Genomic DNA, 15,795 nt, shown 5'->3' with positions numbered 1-15,795 from the left:
AATAATGCGCTAAATAAATGCGCTTGTGTTAACTTAGTTTAAAACGCCACCACCCACTATAAAGCAGCCCAAGGTAAGCAGTAATGGCCACTTTTACCCATCAATGGTTTAGTGATATTAACCAAATAGACGTACACGAATGGACTCGTTTATTCGGTAATGAACCTTTTACCCGCCATGCATTTTTATATGCATTAGAGCAAAGCCACTGTGTAAACAAAGAGACAGGCTGGCAACCTCAGCACTTAGCGGTTTATGAAGCTGACAAATTAGTCGCACTCGCACCTGGGTATTTAAAAAGCCACTCTTACGGAGAGTATGTTTTTGATTGGGCATGGGCAGAAGCCTACGAGCAACACGGATTAGCCTATTACCCTAAATGGCTAAGCGGTGTGCCCTTTAGCCCCATTGAAGGCCAGCGTATTGCCATTGCACATACGAATACACAAAGCGTATACGAGTACATAAAAAAGCAATTAAATTTAACGAGTGTGGAGCAAGGTTGGTCTGGCTGGCATGTTAACTTTTGCCCAAAGGTTCAAGCTCAGGCCCTGTGTACTGACGATATAATGCAGCGCGTAGGCGTGCAGTTTCAATGGTTTAATAAAGGCTTTAAAACCTTTGACGATTTTTTAAATACACTCACCGCACGCAAACGAAAAACGCTAAAAAAAGAGCGAGCTAAAATAGCACAGCAAAATATTACCATTGAATGGCTGCAAGGCTCGCACCTAAACCCTGAAACAATGCAGCTATTTTGTGAGTTTTATCAGCGTACTTATTTAAAACGTTCTGGGCATTTAGGGTATTTAAATATTGAGTTTTTTACTTTATTACAGGCGCTAATGGGCGATCAGCTAATTATTATGCTTGCCAAAAAAGACAACAAAATAGTGGCAGCAACGCTCAGCTTACAAGGTGAAAACACCTTGTATGGCCGCTATTGGGGCGCCAGCGAAGAAATAGACTCTCTTCATTTTGAGCTGTGTTACTACCAAGGGATTGAATTTGCGATTAAGCATAACTTACATTGCTTTCACTCAGGCGCTCAAGGTGAGCATAAAATACCTCGTGGGTTTGAGCCTGTTTTTACCTACTCCAGCCACTATATTGTTGAACCCGACTTTAGAGCAGCAATAAACGACTACCTAAAGCGAGAACGCCAGCATATGACAATTTATAAAACGCAGTGCGCTGATTTACTGCCGTTTAAAAACCAATAACTGATTGTTCGCTGGCATAGCTGTATCACTTATGAGTGTAAGGCCAGCATGCCTTGCTAATTGCTCTATGGCCTCAAAATCACGAATACCGCTAAATGGGTCACGCTGCGTTAAAAAGCGATCGAACTCTTCATTACTTGCACTTGTAAACTGCCCTTGGTATTTGAAAGGGCCATAAATACACACTACTCCCTGGCTTGCTAAGTGCATTGAAACCCCTTTAAAAAATTGCTCAACCAACTGCCAACTTACAATATGAAACGTATTTGCTGTGTAAATGGCATCTACGTTATTTACCGGCCATGCATAGTTCAAATCAAGCTCAAGAGGGCCGTGTAAATTAGTTAAATTTGCCTCCTTAAGCCATAAATTTATGCCCTCATGGTTAATATGGCGATCACTTGTATACCACAGTAAATGCGGTAATTGCTCAGCAAAAAACACACTATGCTGCCCCGTACCCGAGCCTATTTCGAGTACCGATTTTGTCTTATTAAAAGCCGTTTTAAGCACTTCTAAAATAGGACCCTTATTGTTTTCACACGCTTGTGAGAAAGGTTTGATCATGACCTGCACCAATATTGAAACTTATTGCACAACATTAACGCAAAAAAATGGCACTGAACAATTAAAGTTTTATAGATACTTTATAAAAGTGAGTTAATTCATGGCACTAAAATAAAAATAAGGCGATGGTATGTATTATGCTTTAATTAAATCAACCCTAAGTAGGGTGTATTACCAATATTAAATACGAGGATAAAATTATGCATACTCCCCCTTACACCGCTGTAGACGCTGTGGTCTCAGTGACAGAAAAAAGCACCGAAAAACCAAGTAGCACCTGTGATAGTAGAGCCACTGTAATCGACTTACTTTCTCACTGTAACCAAAATCAACAGGCGCTAAAAAAACATGAAACAGACCAAATATTCATTCTTGGCTATAATTGATACTCAATTAAACGCTGCAAATAATTTTTATAATAACTGTTTACACTGAAACCGATTAAATGTAATGATAACTATTATCGTTAACTTGAATCGGTTTTTTTATGTCTCCCTTTCAGGCATTACAGCCTTATCATCATGAACTTGCTTGTAACTGCTTACGCCCGGGCTTACATGCGCCTATGGTGGTAGCTCACTACATAGAAACCGCTTTAAACGTTGCTAAAAGCTTTGAAAAACAGCGTAACCCCTTACTACAAGAGTTGTATTTATTACGCACTCACCATGAAATTATCAATAAAATGTGCGACCCTCTAATACACAATGCCATTCGTAAGCAGTGCCTTGAGCAATTATATAAACCCTTATTGGCATTAAAACGCTTTTACTATGCACATAACGATACTGAAAAATTTTTAAAACTTGAGCGCGAAGCTCGCGTACTCAGTCACGAATTTAACCCTTTTTAAGGAGCGACTTATGAGCAATTTTAGAACCGAATCCGACAGCATGGGTGAATTACAGGTCCCTAGTGATGCGCTATACCAAGCGCAAACCCAGCGTGCAGTTAACAACTTTGCTATTAGCGGCTTAACTATGCCAAAACAGTTTGTAACAGCGCTTGCATACATTAAACAAGCTGCAGCACAAAGTAACTTTGAGCTAAATCACTTAAGTAAAAGTAAAGCCAACGCTATTGAGCAAGCATGCCAACAAATTATTGATGGCGAGCATTACGAGCACTTCCCGGTTGATATTTTCCAAACTGGCTCAGGCACCAGCTCGAACATGAACGCTAATGAAGTTATCGCAACGCTTGCAACCCGCATTGGTAATGAGCCAGTTCACCCCAACGATGATGTAAATATGGGGCAAAGCTCTAACGATGTTGTGCCTACAGCCATTGCACTAAGTAGTGCTATTAACGTAGTTTATGAATTACTGCCATCCCTTGAAAAACTATCGCAGAGTTTAGAGCAAAAAAAGGCAGACGTTGGCAAAATAGTTAAAACAGGCCGTACGCATTTAATGGATGCCATGCCCGTTACGTTTGAGCAAACGCTAAGCGCGTGGCAATCACAAGTAAATAATGCAGCCTCAGGCATTCGCCATAGCTTAGAGCGAGTATGTGAGCTTGCCCAAGGCGGGACTGCTGTTGGCACGGGTATTAATGCTGATGGCGAATTTGCCTCAAAGTTTGCTAAAAACTTAAGCGCAAATGTGGGTATAAGTTTTAAGCCAAGCAGTAACTTTTTTTACAATATTGGCTCGCAAGATGCCATTGTAGCGCTCTCAGGTCAGTTAAAAGTACTCGCTGTAGCACAAATGAAAATAGCCAATGACTTACGCTGGATGAACTCAGGCCCACTTGCCGGGATTGGCGAAATAGAGCTTGAAGCACTGCAACCTGGCTCGTCGATTATGCCGGGTAAAGTAAACCCGGTGATCCCAGAAGCGGCAGCCATGGTAAGCGCTCAAGTTATAGGTAACGATGCAACCATCACTGTGGCAGGCCAAGCGGGTAATTTTGAGCTAAACGTAATGCTACCTGTTATTGCGCACAATATTTTACAAAGCATTGAGCTACTTGCTAATAGCGCCCAAGCATTGGCAGATAAAGCCATTGCGAGTTTTAAAGTAAACCAGCCCAATATTGATAAAGCACTGGCCAAAAATCCAATTTTAGTGACAGCGCTTAATCCGGTGATCGGTTACGAAAAAGCAGCCAAAATAGCGAAGCAAGCCTACAAAGAAGCCCGCCCAATAATTGATGTCGCAGAGCAAGAAACCGACCTTCCACGCAGTGAATTAGAAACACTGCTTAACCCCACTAAACTTACCCAAGGCGGTTTATAAAGGTAAATCTAAAACGGCTTTAATTACTTGATAATATAGTTTTTATTGCCGTTAAAAATGCACCGTGTATGATAGTGATGAATAATTCATCACTATCAAGGTTTGTTATGCGTACTCCACTGTTAGCCCTACTTTTACCACTTTGTTTAACTGCATGCCTCGAAACAACATCGCAAGATGCACCAACTAACTCGGTGAACGAGCTTAAAGAAGTACCGCATAAAGAAGTACCTCAACAAACCAGCAGTGAAAACAAGCACAAAACCCCTACTGATGCATCACAACCCATAAAAACCGCTTTAAAAGCAGTATCACTTAACGACATTAAAACCGCAAAAAGCGAGCTTAATACGTTAATTGCCAATACACAGTGCGATACCTCTGCACAATGTAAGGTTATGCCTGTAGGAAGCAAAGCTTGCGGCGGACCAAGTGATTATGTTGTTTACTCAACAAAATCAGCTAAAGAGGGGCAAGTCAGTTCGCTTGCAAAGCAAATAACAACGCTTGAAAAAGCCTACAACACACAAAATGAAATGATGAGCACGTGCCAGCATTTAACTTCGCCAAGCACGCAGTGTGTTGAAAATAAATGTGTTAAACTTGAAGGTTCAGCGGTAAGTGTATTTTAAGGACAAGGTTATGAGTTGTTTACCATCAGCAATTAAATTATCAATTGTGAGTGTTGCCACCAGCGCTATGCTATTACTTAGCGGCTGTGCAAGCACATCATCAAGTACTGAGCAAAATCAGAATTTGTCTGACTTGAACTACGATCTTAATAACATTGTTAGTGATAATAGTTGCACCGCGAGCTTTCAATGTAAGGTACTCGAAGTAGGTGCACGAGCATGTGGTGGGCCAAGTAAGTATGTTGTGTATTCAACTCTTAATACCTCTCAAGAGCACGCCGAAGAAGTTGCCCAAAAAATTACACAACAACAAAAAGCGCAAAACAAAGCGCAAGGTTTAACCGATTGCTCACCGGTACTTGAGGTACAAACCCTGTGTATTAATCAGCAATGCCAGGCATTTGATATAAAATAGCGCAAACGCCAATTTCAGCGTTAACCTATAAAAGGTATTAACGCTGAAATAACCACCACCAGCACCACACTAATTCCTGCTTTAACAATGTATTTCATTGGCATTTCTTTTTTTACCCAGTACGCATATATAAATCGCACAAAGTAACTTGCAGCTGTGCCAAACAAAGCAAAAATAATTAAGTAAGCAATTAAAATAATATTCATATAAATCTAAATTAACTACTTAGTGTTTTTTTTAGTATGAGCAATTAATAACTCTGCTACTTGTTGCTTTACGGCTCGCTTATCATCACTTTGGACATTAAACCGCGTTGCAAGTTGGGCTATTTCATCATCGTTTAGATTAAACGATAGGCGCTGACGTGTTTTTTTAGACTTTACATCTAAGCCTAAAATTTTACGGATCATATCTGAGGGCGTAAGCTCTTGGTCAATGGCCTGCTTTTTTATCGACTTTTGTACTTCGCTGCTTAAATCAAATGCCATTTGTGTGGCACGCACGGCTTGCTCTTGACGTAACCACTTGTCTTTAGCATCACTCACTTCGCATCTCCTGGAAACAAGTCGACTATATCGGTAATTGGGCGTGTTAGCGTTAGTGACACTTCGGTCTCACCGCCATCCCATATTTCAATATTTAAGCCATGCCTTTCGTCTGGCGATGCTAAGCAAATCATTTCACAAGGTTCGCCACCCTCTTGCTCATAGCGCGGTAATGACTGGCCACGAAAATCTTTGTTATGGAAATAGCACACATAAGGCGATTCACTTTGCTGATAGCTTTTAGCTAAAAACTGCATAAACTGCTCTGGCGTATTTTGTACCTGTATATGAGTTAACGACTCTTCATCAAAAATACGTGAAAATTCGTCTAGCCCAAATATTTGCTCTACGTCGTCACGCTGAATTTTGATTGAAAAATTAGCCCACTGCTCGCCATCATCTTGCTCAATTTGTAAAAATACCACCTGTCCGCTGTTCGTCTCTAGCACAAACTCAGTATCACTACTGTGCTGATATTGATAGGTTTGAATATCAATAACTCGCAGCGTTTGCCCTTTTAACCACGACGGATACGCAAATGAATCGATAACGCTAAACATGTCACCTTTTTTAAGCTCACTTGCATGGTTAAGCTGACGTTCTGGCTCTTTTTTAGATTTGAAAAAATTAAACATAATGAGGCATCCCTTAAGCAAAAAAGGTAACTAAGCCACGCTTAATTACCTTTTATTATAAATGTACGAACTATTAGCCGTTTTGCTTGGCTTTAATGCGCGCTAAAATATCAGCACTTTTTGGGCTTGTATCGCCAATACCGGCTTCAGCCATTTTTGCTTTTAAATCGTCGCCATTTGTATCTGACTCAAGTTGCTTAGCAGCGCCTAACTGGTCGCTACGATCTTGCTGGCGCTGTTTAATACGCTCAAGCGACTGACGAGCCGATGTCATAGACGAGCTATTAGTATTAAGCGTGCTGTTAACAGCCATAGTAGCTTGCTGTACGCTTTCTGTGGTTTTAACCATAGTAAGCTGACGTTGATTTTCTTTAATCGACTTTTCAGCGTCTTTAACTTGTTGTTTAAGCGCTACAATATGATTGCTAAAACCTGCTAATACTTGCTCGTTTTCAGCTTTTTCAGCTTCAAAGTCACCAATTTTTTCGGCAATTTCTAATGCTAAGGCTTCGTTACCTTTTTCAAGTGCTTGGCCTGCATATGCTTCGTGCTCAGCAATTGATGCATCAACTGCGCTAATTTTACGCTTAGTTTGCATTTCTTTAGCCATTACTTCTGTAAGGCTCTTTTTAGCACGATTAAGTGCATTTTGCGCATCTGCTATTTCTTGTTCAAAAATACGAATGCCGTTTGCATCTACAATTGCTTCGCCCGCTTCACGCGCGCCGCCACGTACTGCTGTAAATAATTTTTTTAATATACTCATAATCTTAACTCCACTAACTAGTTACTAATCGTTTAAATACAAGGTCACGGCTTCTAGTGCGTCAATAGCGTTGTCAGCTAGTGTCACTAGTTCGTGGGTAATATCATCTAATGATGAATTTACCGACAGTGCACCAAAAATCGCGTATTTGTTATCGATTTTAGCAAATGCACTCAGTGGAATTGGCACGTTTAAACGTAGTAGTGTTTCGTTTAACTCGTTGCGTAATTCACTTTTTACTTCATCTTCGCCAAACAAGTAGCTAATACATAACAACTGCTCTTGTGTTTGCGTAACAAAAATTGGAAGCTCATCGTTTCCATCAACTATGACTTGTAAAACATCTTGCTCACCAGGGTTGGCAATCAAGAAAGACTCAAAGTTAGCGCCTTCTGTTTCAAAAGAAGCTAATTTTATTGAAAGTTCATTTAATTCCATGTCTCTGCCTTTTTGCTGTTTGACATATTATGTCTGAGTTAAGATTCGCACGGTCGACATATTATGTCAACCATGTTTTATTAATTTTTATACAATTCGCTTTCTATCTGCCACGCATTACGGTAGTAATCATATAGCTGACCCGAACCTAACCTATTGACCTCAATACTTTTAACTTGTTCAAAATACTGGTTAGGAAATACAAAGCTGGCTAATAAATATTCTTTACTTACCCACCTTGATGGCACCGGCATAGCGCTTATATTTTTAATTCGCCCACTGGCTGGTTGACCCATTTTAGTGGCTATTGTCCACCCCCATTGCCCAAACGAAGGAATATTTTGCTGGTACTGCTCAACATAATCAAAACCCGCCGCTTTTACCGTTTTAGCAATACTTAAAAATGCTTTTTTGGCATGATAAGGCGAGGTTGATTGCACAGCCATTGCGCCATCGGGAGCTAACAATTGACGTACATGGTTATAAAAATAGTCGCTGTACATTTTGTTTAAATCGGGATGATTAGGGTCCGGCAAGTCAATTAAAATAGTGTCAAATTGCTTACCTTGATCAAGGAGCCTTTCAACCTCTAAAAACGCATCTCCCACAATAATATTGGCGCGTGGGTCTAACATCGATTGTTTATTTAGCGCTAATAACCGCTTACTTATAGACTCAGGCGCTGTAAAATCACCGTCTTTATGGCCAAATAAATTAAGCAGCTGTGCATCTAAATCAATTAACGTTACGTCGTTCACTGGCCACTTTAAAACATCTCTAAGGGCAAGCCCGTCGCCACCACCAATAATTAATACGCTATCGTGCCGGTTTGATGCGAGCATTGCCGGATACACCAGCATTGAATGATATATTTGCTCATCAATACTCGAGAACTGTAAACGCCCATTTAAATACAAGTCGGTAATAGGCGCTGGCTGGTTTTTACTTAAGCGCTCGGTTAATACTACATGCTGGTATTTAGTTGCTTGTGAGTAAATAACTTTATCTTTATAAAGTACATTACTTAAGCTGTTCATCCAGCTACTTCCCATCACTAAAATAAACCCAAACAGTGCCAGTAACACTATATGGCAGATCAGAAGTGCCTTAGCAAAGCGCACATGAGCATGGTAGCGCCATAAAAAGGCGAGCCCTGCCAGTATATTAAAAAGAGCTGTCCACGCTGCAGCTTGCATTATAGGCATCGCCAGCATAATGCTTACCCAAATAGCCGCACCAATACCCGCGCCAATATAATCGGCACCATAAATAGTGCCTGCATTGTTTTCTAAAAAACGCCCGTACACATGTTGGCGAATACGTGCAATAAGCGGTATTTCCATACCAATAAATAAACCCAGTACTAAACCAAACACATAAGGTAAAAAGCGTGACCACTCTTGCAGCTTTTGAAATACATAGCCATTGAGCACAACATCTGGAGGTAAATTAAAAATACTAGAAAACAAATGAGGAAGTGAATAACTTACAGCAATTACACCGGCTATTGCCAGAATACAGCCCATGCCAACCAGGGCAATAATACTTTCAAGCCAAGCAAAGGCGGTAAAGGCATCTTTAAACCAACGGGCTAAAAATGCGCCTAAGCCCATGGCAACTATCATTGTGCCAATCATGGCATAGATAGCACTCTCTACAGAGCCCAGTACCCGCCCTGCGTAATGCGAAAGTAAGTATTCATAAATAAGGCCGCACCCAGCGAGTACGGCCATAACAGTTATTAGTAAAATATCGTGCCCAAGTAAACGTGATTTACTTGGGCTAGTTGTAGTTGATGACACTGATTATGCGCCTAGTAAGGTTGCCATAGTAATACCGACAGCAAACGACACTGCAGCAGAAATAGCACCTACACCTACATTTTTCTGACGGTTAACTTCATCTGAAATATCACAACCTGATAAAATTATTTTGATGGTGATTAAATGCAAAATGATGAATGCCACTAAACTTACAATCGCGCTAATAGCCCAATAAAGCAGGCTAGCATTAATGTTATCGGCCGCATACGGTGCAATACCTGATGCCGCTGTAATAGCTAAGGCACTTCCTACTAAAAAGCCTGCGTAGCGTATACCTACAGCTAAATTGCCATCAATAATGGCTTGTTGTAAACAATCACCGCTTTTATTGGTACGCTTAAATAATTGTACGCGGTATTGGCTTACAAGCAGTAGTGCAACACTGCCAATAATAAAGGCAGCAATAACGATAGGCAGCCCGTGCCAACCCTCTGTTGCTACCCATAAAAGTGCAGAGCGAATCACAATAGCCACACTCACTACATGACCAAAGTCGATAATAGAGGCTGTTACATTACCTTTTACAATTTCGTCGTGCAGGCTGACTTTGCGAAGCGCGACCTTGTCTTGAAAAAAGTGGCCTAATTTAATCAGTACAATGGCTAATACACCATAGCCTAGCATTTGCAGGGCTTCTTGTTGTAACGACGCAGCAAAGGCGCCACTACTCACACCCGTTAATACAATGGCAAGTGCAACTAAGCCTGCCGCAAAGCTAATACCAAAAGCAAAGTTATCGCGTTCTGTTATTTCGTCATTTGCATGAAGGTTTGAAACCCAGCCCTTAATGTATTTCAGGCTTACAAATAACAACACGATAATTGCAAAATCAATCGCCAAAGCTTGTAGCGACCACGTAGTTATTCCATTAAATTCGTACATATTTCTAACTCCAACTTATTCTTTACTTACCACGGCTCACGCCACGAGAGGTTCTGCTACCGCTATTGCGTACCGATCCAGAGCTGTTGCTATAACTACTCGAACGCGAGTAACTACTGCGGCTTTTAGGCGGTGTATAACTACTGCGGCTTAAACCCGAGGCACCCGTTTTTTTGCTCGCATAAGGGCTAGTAAACTGTTTGCCTTGGCGTTGGTACGATTGACGCGTACGCGTTTCTAAAGCACTTTGCGTTTTAATTTGTTTAGGGCTTGAGTAACGATAGCGGCCGTAATCGTTGTAATAGCTATATTTACGGCGGCTGCTCCAACGTCCGTATTCAACACGGTCAAATACATCGCCTAAAATACGGTACATGCCATACCACTGCCAAAAGCTAATACCATTACTATTAGTTTGCCAGTTACCGTAATTAGGGTTGCCCACCAATTGATTACCCTCGCCTGCGCCCTCTGCCTCTTTACTAATAGCACCAACGCGCGCAAGGCTGCCCTTAGACATATCGGCTAGCATATTAATCGGGTCCGTTAACGCATCAGAAAACAGCGTAGGCTTAGCCGCCTCACGTAGTAAATCAATACTGTGTAGCGTATCTTCGTAAGGAGGGATTAAATAAGTGCCTTTAATATCTTTAAGTCGTTGTGTTAAACCACTGTAAAGGGCACCCTGCCTTGTAGCATCAAGGGTAATTACATCAACAACCTGACTAAGTTCTGGCTGTTGCTGTTTAAGGAGTTTGCCATATTCTTTAAGCAATACAGCATTACGTATAGTCCCATTATCAAGCGCGGTACCAAGCTGTGCAAGCTCAACATCTGCCTTTTTAATAGACTCTTGAATTGTTTGTTGTAGTTGCTCTTCTTTAGATTGACAACCCATAAGCACTGCAAACAAACAAAACAGGCTCATAAGTTTCCAAGCTTTTATATTCGACATTCATGTCACCTGATTTAATAAATAACCGCATTAGTCTTACACAGGTCACTTATTAAGCCAAGAATGAAATTGCAACAAAGTAAGTCTGCCTAAAATAAAATAACCAGCTATAGTTACTCTATGAATTTAAACACATTCTTTTACTTACAAATTTAGTAAGTAACATCAGCGCTACGCGTAAGCCTTCTATTAATAAATAACAACAATAAGTAATAACTCTTTTAGTGAAAGAGCATGACAGTAAGAAGGGATTTGGCTAAATGTTTCATAGTATTCGTAACAAATTTATTATTATTACGACTTGTCTAATCGTACTAAGCGCTAGTTTTGTTTTTTATTTAGCTATTAATGAGCACGAGGATTTATACCGCCAATCAGTTGAAGAAAACCTCGATGCTATGTCATCAAATATTTCAGATAATTTGTTACGTGTTATGTCGCAAGAGATAGATTTATTTTCTATTACAACTGAGCTTTTGGGGTTAGATAGGTACGAGCACATAAAGTTTGTAAATGTATTTGATAGTAATTGGCAGCTAATACAGTCCTACGTGCACCCTAATTACTTAAAGTTCGAGGATTTTTCTCCACAGCTAAAGGGCATCAAACCGCAAAGCTTGCCCCGTACCGTCAGTGTTACTAACCAAGGCTTAGTTGCCTTAAAAACAATTGGTGAGGAGCAGTTCCCTATAGGCTACCTATTAATTGTTCAGGATTTTAATAAGCCCCTCAATGAAAGCAAAGCGAGCTTATTTTATAGTGCAGCCCCTATCGTTATTTTTAGTATTGTGATCACCATCATCATCTCTTTTTGGATATACCAACATTTATTAAGCCCGCTATTAAAACTTTCTAAATTCACACAAAAAGTAGAAAAAACAACTAACTATCAACTCCAATACCAGGGCTCAGGCAACGATGAAGTATCGCAACTTGGCAAAGATATTAATAACTTACTTAACACTATTAATTCCCAAGTGCTCACTAATCAAAAAAACACCGCACAACTTTTAAAGCAAAAACAATCAATGGAGCACTTAGCTAACTTCGATATATTAACTGGCTTACCTAATCGTATGTTTATTATGGCCTTACTAAAAGAAGAATTAACACGCTGTAAAAATAATCATCAAGATATAGCAATTATGTTTTTTGACGTAGATAGCTTTAAAGGTGTTAACGATACACTTGGCCATGAAACGGGCGACCTACTTTTAAAGGCGGTAGCCAGTAATATTAAAAAGCACTTACGCGAAAACGATGTTATTGCACGCTTAGGGGGTGATGAGTTTTTAATAATGCTGCGTAATATAAATAATTACACCGACGTTATTAATATCGCGGAGCAAATTATCAGCTCAATGCAAACGCCTTTTACTATTAACCAGTGGGATATACCTACTGGGGTAAGTATTGGTATTGCCCACGCTAAAGAGGCAGAGTTTGACATTAATACATTGATTAGTAATGCAGACATCGCAATGTATGCCTCAAAAGAAAAAGGTAAAGGGTCGTACACTGTTTTCCATAGAAAAATGTTAGAAAACAGCAAGCGAATGGCTCAAGTGGCTTATTTAATTAGTCATGCAATTGCGCAAAATGAGTTTGAAGTTGTGTATCAGTTAAAAATAGCTGCCAATGGTGAGGCTAATGGCCTTGAAGCCCTTATTAGATGGCAAAGTGAAGAGCTTGGCTTTATTTCACCAGGCGAATTTATACCCATTGCAGAGCAAGCAGGTAAAATAAAAGCAATCACGCAGTGGGTTGTCTCCAGGGTATTTCAAGATTTACCCACACTAAAGCAAACTATAGGTAACCATGTACTCGTTTCTTTAAATCTATCGAGCCATGATCTTAAAGATAATCACTTTATTGATGTTGTAAAAAATAAATTGGTTAAATACAACGTCGACATTGCAAATATCCAGTTTGAAATAACCGAATCAAGCTATCTCGATAATTTTGAAAACTCCAATGAATTCTTTAACCAAATAAAACAAATGGGCGGGTCTATAGCCCTTGATGATTTTGGAACGGGTTATTCATCGCTAAGCTACCTTACAAAAATAGATATCGATACCATCAAAATTGACCGTATGTTCGTTAATCAATTTGACAGCTCAGAAAAGGATGCGGCGGTATTAAAGGCCATACTCGATTTAAGTAAACGCTTAGGTTTAAAAGTATGTAGTGAGGGTATAGAAACAGCCAGCCAGGCTAACTACCTAATTAAAAATGGCAGTGATGAAATGCAAGGGTATTATTTTGCAAAGCCTGTAACCATAGCACACATTCCAGCAGCTAAAGCCCAAGCAAAAGAGGCATTTAAAGCGCTAATTTTAAAATAAGTCAGCGCTACTAGTTAACCATAAATTAAGGCGTTAGCGTTACAACAGTTAGCTCGTCCGGAATTTTTGTATCAGCAGGTAAATAAGCAACTGCATTTTCTTCTTTCAATAAATACGCAATAATTTCTTTAGTCGAGCTAAATTCTACGGGTGGCTTGCTACGCCCTGTAAATCTCATCTGAGCCCAATAAGCCTGAATTCTCGATTCGGTTAAGCCAACCAATTTCGTATTAAAATCGATTCGTAACGGGTTTCCGGCGGGTAAATTTACTGCTTTAAATTGACGACTCATCGCGCCGCCCATATAAATATGGCGAATTTGCTGCTTACTCAAAGCTAAGTTTTTATTGGCCGTATTAACAACAATGATCACTTTAGTGGTATGGCTATTATCCGCGTAGGCTTGTACGCTGATAAACAATAATGACCAAGTAAAAATACACAGCAGTATTATATGTCTAATCACGTAAGTTAACTTAGAGTACATCATCAAAATACCCAATCTAAGCCAATAAGGTAAAGATTCGTTTTTCTATTAAAGCTAACATCCTCAGGGATAACAAAAAAAGAATTACTAACCTCATCGCCCTCTAAAGCAGATACTTCCGCCTTTAATGCCAGATTAGGTAGCACATCCCATCGTATACCGAGTGTCCATGTTTTTAGTGAGTCAGGCGCCGACTCTGCAAACACGCTGTTATAAGCCTGTGCCAGCTGATCAAGCTCTACATTAGCACCAATAGGGATTTCATTCTGATTGGCATTAATTTCTACATCGCTGTCTGCAAAGGTTAAATGATAAGTAAAAGGTGCATCGTTATAGCCTACGGTTAAGTAATAGCTTTGTATAATCGGAATTATATCTAACTGTGTTTTAATCTTTACCCACTCACCTCTAAAAAAATAATCTAAATTATCATAAATAACACCAAATTGATCTGCATGCGCACTGCCCTGCGTTGTCAGCGATGCTGCACTTTGGCTAAAATTAAAATTCTCTAAAATATCTTGTAGTTGGTTAATCGATTTAAGATCTAGCGCTATGTTACCGTTATACCTTGAAGCCCTAAATTCTATATTTTCAATATTCAACTTCCCTATCACACCCACTAAATTATCCACCTCAAAACCTGTTTTAATAGGGCCTATGCCAATACTTCCCGACTCTTCGCCATAGTACCCTTCAATACTGATATCAAAGTCATCTGAGCCAAATTTGTAAATAGCATCAATACCATTAAATGTTTTAAATAAGTACGTGTCGTATACTTGTTGTGGCGGATTGATCCATGGGTATGCAAACCCTACATCAGAGAAGTCGCTCATTGTAAAAAATGGGGTGCGCAGCTTACCGATTTTTATCTGTAGGTTTGTTGTGGGCGTATAAGTTAAATACAGCCATTCAAGTCCACTCTCACCAGATACCGTTGTGCTATCGGATCTAAATAACCCTTGTGCTGTCACTGACCAGTTTGTATTAAACTGATACTCAGCTTGAAGACCTATTAAACTTGATGGTGAAAAGTTAATACTGTCATCGTAGCCTCTATATTCGACATCTTTTTCATCTAAATAACCACCAATAACACGTGCGTAGCCTGAAAAATCAAACTCACCTGATTTAGCCGGTAAATGGTGTAGGCTGACGATTAAAACGAATATCTGAAATATTTTATTTCGCATAGACACCCAGCAACCTATATAAAAAAGCGCTGAATATTAAAAAGTAACGACATTTTATAATTCTGCAGAATAATTATTATGAGGTATAACTATAGTCAAAGTTAAAGAGTGTGGATCAAAATAGTCTGAACTATAAGCTATTATTTTTATACATCTTAATAGATTAGTTAAGTTAAGAGACTTGCGTGTACTGTAATACCAATTCGCTTAATTAAGTGATCTATTTTGAGTTCTGTGGTGTGTGTTTCATCCGCGGGTTTCGTGATACTCAACCCACGCTACGGTGGTGGTAGAGACTGTGCGAATAATCTCTGGAATGTATTTTCACTTTTCTGCAGACGTAAAAAAGCCCGGCTCTTTCGAGTCGGGCTTTCTTGTATTGGGAGCTTGGCGATGTCATGGTGCCCACAGCGGTAGAGAGTCACATAGCAAATGCACATTATTATTGCGTCGGGAGTCGCTACGCTCGCTCGACCTACGTAATAAGTTTAGATGTGAATATTAATTGCGGCATGGGTCTGGTTATTTATTAAACTCCAGACAGCAAAAAACCCGTTACAGCGCTGTAACGGGTTTCTCTTATTTGGAGCCTGGCAATGTCCTACTTTCACATAGCAAATGCTACACTCTCATCGGCGCTGTT

18 protein-coding genes are annotated in these 15,795 nt (G+C 39.9%); 7 read left to right on the top strand and 11 right to left on the bottom strand.

What is annotated here, in order from left to right; genetic code table 11:
- The first annotated feature begins 83 nt into the window (after nt 1–83).
- A complete protein-coding gene (locus tag AN395_RS17210; protein ID WP_054983741.1) occupies nt 84–1,223 on the top strand; it encodes a GNAT family N-acetyltransferase in 1,140 nt (379 codons plus the stop codon).
- Here the strand turns inward: AN395_RS17210 and AN395_RS17205 are convergent.
- Nucleotides 1,200–1,790, bottom strand: a complete 591-nt coding sequence (locus AN395_RS17205) for a DUF938 domain-containing protein (protein ID WP_054983740.1) — start codon at nt 1,788–1,790, stop codon at nt 1,200–1,202. The two genes, AN395_RS17210 and AN395_RS17205, sit on opposite strands and share 24 nt — an antisense overlap.
- Before the next feature lie 200 nt (nt 1,791–1,990).
- Here AN395_RS17205 and AN395_RS17200 point away from each other — a divergent pair, with 200 nt between their 5' ends.
- The 5 genes from AN395_RS17200 (at nt 1,991) to AN395_RS17180 (ending at nt 5,077) form a co-directional block, all read left to right on the top strand.
- Nucleotides 1,991–2,176, top strand: a complete 186-nt coding sequence (locus tag AN395_RS17200; protein ID WP_004589148.1) for a hypothetical protein — start codon at nt 1,991–1,993, stop codon at nt 2,174–2,176.
- A 101-nt stretch (nt 2,177–2,277) separates the two neighbouring features.
- Nucleotides 2,278–2,643: a hypothetical protein gene (locus tag AN395_RS17195; protein WP_004589147.1), complete on the top strand. Its 366-nt coding sequence runs from the start codon at nt 2,278–2,280 to the stop codon at nt 2,641–2,643.
- Nucleotides 2,644–2,653: 10 nt separating this feature from the next.
- Nucleotides 2,654–4,030, top strand: a complete 1,377-nt coding sequence (locus tag AN395_RS17190) for a lyase family protein (RefSeq protein WP_054983739.1) — start codon at nt 2,654–2,656, stop codon at nt 4,028–4,030.
- A 107-nt stretch (nt 4,031–4,137) separates the two neighbouring features.
- Nucleotides 4,138–4,662, top strand: a complete 525-nt coding sequence (locus AN395_RS17185; RefSeq protein ID WP_004589145.1) for a hypothetical protein — start codon at nt 4,138–4,140, stop codon at nt 4,660–4,662.
- Between the two features lie 10 nt (nt 4,663–4,672).
- Nucleotides 4,673–5,077: a hypothetical protein gene (locus AN395_RS17180; protein WP_029772226.1), complete on the top strand. Its 405-nt coding sequence runs from the start codon at nt 4,673–4,675 to the stop codon at nt 5,075–5,077.
- Nucleotides 5,078–5,097: 20 nt separating this feature from the next.
- On the opposite strand, the gene AN395_RS17175 is transcribed toward AN395_RS17180, so the two are convergent.
- From AN395_RS17175 to AN395_RS17140, 8 genes are all read right to left on the bottom strand, one after another.
- Complete coding sequence (locus tag AN395_RS17175) at nt 5,098–5,283, bottom strand: hypothetical protein (RefSeq protein WP_024032117.1); 186 nt, start codon at nt 5,281–5,283, stop codon at nt 5,098–5,100.
- 15 nt (nt 5,284–5,298) lie between these two features.
- Nucleotides 5,299–5,622 (bottom strand): hypothetical protein, encoded by a 324-nt coding sequence (locus tag AN395_RS17170; protein WP_029772225.1) that lies wholly within the window; start codon nt 5,620–5,622, stop codon nt 5,299–5,301.
- Nucleotides 5,619–6,257: a DUF4178 domain-containing protein gene (locus AN395_RS17165; protein ID WP_054983738.1), complete on the bottom strand. Its 639-nt coding sequence runs from the start codon at nt 6,255–6,257 to the stop codon at nt 5,619–5,621. The genes AN395_RS17170 and AN395_RS17165 overlap by 4 nt, the downstream gene beginning before the upstream one ends.
- Nucleotides 6,258–6,330: 73 nt before the next feature.
- Complete coding sequence (locus tag AN395_RS17160; RefSeq protein WP_029772224.1) at nt 6,331–7,023, bottom strand: PspA/IM30 family protein; 693 nt, start codon at nt 7,021–7,023, stop codon at nt 6,331–6,333.
- 24 nt (nt 7,024–7,047) lie between these two features.
- Nucleotides 7,048–7,461, bottom strand: coding sequence for a YjfI family protein (locus AN395_RS17155; protein WP_004589139.1), 414 nt, complete (start codon nt 7,459–7,461; stop codon nt 7,048–7,050).
- Nucleotides 7,462–7,541: 80 nt separating this feature from the next.
- Complete coding sequence (locus tag AN395_RS17150) at nt 7,542–9,263, bottom strand: polyamine aminopropyltransferase (RefSeq protein WP_054983737.1); 1,722 nt, start codon at nt 9,261–9,263, stop codon at nt 7,542–7,544.
- Between the two features lie 3 nt (nt 9,264–9,266).
- Nucleotides 9,267–10,166: a DUF350 domain-containing protein gene (locus tag AN395_RS17145; RefSeq protein WP_004589137.1), complete on the bottom strand. Its 900-nt coding sequence runs from the start codon at nt 10,164–10,166 to the stop codon at nt 9,267–9,269.
- A gap of 22 nt (nt 10,167–10,188) precedes the next feature.
- A complete protein-coding gene (locus AN395_RS17140) occupies nt 10,189–11,121 on the bottom strand; it encodes a hypothetical protein (RefSeq protein WP_004589136.1) in 933 nt (310 codons plus the stop codon).
- 260 nt (nt 11,122–11,381) lie between these two features.
- Between AN395_RS17140 and AN395_RS17135 the strand changes: the two genes are divergently transcribed.
- The gene (locus AN395_RS17135; protein WP_054983736.1) at nt 11,382–13,469 is read left to right on the top strand and encodes a bifunctional diguanylate cyclase/phosphodiesterase; all 2,088 of its coding nucleotides are present in this window, start codon (nt 11,382–11,384) and stop codon (nt 13,467–13,469) included.
- Nucleotides 13,470–13,494: 25 nt separating this feature from the next.
- Here the strand turns inward: AN395_RS17135 and AN395_RS17130 are convergent, their stop codons facing one another.
- Both AN395_RS17130 and AN395_RS17125 read right to left on the bottom strand, forming a co-directional pair.
- Complete coding sequence (locus AN395_RS17130) at nt 13,495–13,959, bottom strand: hypothetical protein (protein WP_054983735.1); 465 nt, start codon at nt 13,957–13,959, stop codon at nt 13,495–13,497.
- Nucleotides 13,959–15,152 carry a hypothetical protein gene (locus tag AN395_RS17125; RefSeq protein WP_054983734.1) on the bottom strand — a complete coding sequence of 398 codons (1,194 nt, stop codon included), beginning with the start codon at nt 15,150–15,152 and terminating at the stop codon, nt 13,959–13,961. Before AN395_RS17125 ends, AN395_RS17130 begins: the two co-directional genes overlap by 1 nt.
- Between the last annotated feature and the right edge of the window lie 643 nt (nt 15,153–15,795).

It is taken from the genome of Pseudoalteromonas sp. P1-30 (assembly GCF_001400005.1).
In the GTDB taxonomy this organism is placed as follows: Bacteria; Pseudomonadota; Gammaproteobacteria; order Enterobacterales; family Alteromonadaceae; genus Pseudoalteromonas; species Pseudoalteromonas atlantica.
The sequence above is the reverse complement of the archived record's forward strand: the minus strand, read 5'-3'. Positions and strand labels throughout refer to the sequence as shown.

Bases quoted from the DNA above. Each gene is read 5' to 3' on its own strand.
- AN395_RS17210 (WP_054983741.1), top strand. From the start codon at position 84: ATGGCCACTTTTACCCATCAATGGTTTAGTGATATTAACCAAATAGAC.
- AN395_RS17205 (WP_054983740.1), bottom strand. From the start codon at position 1,790: ATGATCAAACCTTTCTCACAAGCGTGTGAAAACAATAAGGGTCCTATT.
- AN395_RS17200 (WP_004589148.1), top strand. From the start codon at position 1,991: ATGCATACTCCCCCTTACACCGCTGTAGACGCTGTGGTCTCAGTGACA.
- AN395_RS17195 (WP_004589147.1), top strand. From the start codon at position 2,278: ATGTCTCCCTTTCAGGCATTACAGCCTTATCATCATGAACTTGCTTGT.
- AN395_RS17190 (WP_054983739.1), top strand. From the start codon at position 2,654: ATGAGCAATTTTAGAACCGAATCCGACAGCATGGGTGAATTACAGGTC.
- AN395_RS17185 (WP_004589145.1), top strand. From the start codon at position 4,138: ATGCGTACTCCACTGTTAGCCCTACTTTTACCACTTTGTTTAACTGCA.
- AN395_RS17180 (WP_029772226.1), top strand. From the start codon at position 4,673: ATGAGTTGTTTACCATCAGCAATTAAATTATCAATTGTGAGTGTTGCC.
- AN395_RS17175 (WP_024032117.1), bottom strand. From the start codon at position 5,283: ATGAATATTATTTTAATTGCTTACTTAATTATTTTTGCTTTGTTTGGC.
- AN395_RS17165 (WP_054983738.1), bottom strand. From the start codon at position 6,257: ATGTTTAATTTTTTCAAATCTAAAAAAGAGCCAGAACGTCAGCTTAAC.
- AN395_RS17160 (WP_029772224.1), bottom strand. From the start codon at position 7,023: ATGAGTATATTAAAAAAATTATTTACAGCAGTACGTGGCGGCGCGCGT.
- AN395_RS17155 (WP_004589139.1), bottom strand. From the start codon at position 7,461: ATGGAATTAAATGAACTTTCAATAAAATTAGCTTCTTTTGAAACAGAA.
- AN395_RS17145 (WP_004589137.1), bottom strand. From the start codon at position 10,166: ATGTACGAATTTAATGGAATAACTACGTGGTCGCTACAAGCTTTGGCG.
- AN395_RS17140 (WP_004589136.1), bottom strand. From the start codon at position 11,121: ATGTCGAATATAAAAGCTTGGAAACTTATGAGCCTGTTTTGTTTGTTT.
- AN395_RS17135 (WP_054983736.1), top strand. From the start codon at position 11,382: ATGTTTCATAGTATTCGTAACAAATTTATTATTATTACGACTTGTCTA.
- AN395_RS17130 (WP_054983735.1), bottom strand. From the start codon at position 13,959: ATGATGTACTCTAAGTTAACTTACGTGATTAGACATATAATACTGCTG.
- AN395_RS17125 (WP_054983734.1), bottom strand. From the start codon at position 15,152: ATGCGAAATAAAATATTTCAGATATTCGTTTTAATCGTCAGCCTACAC.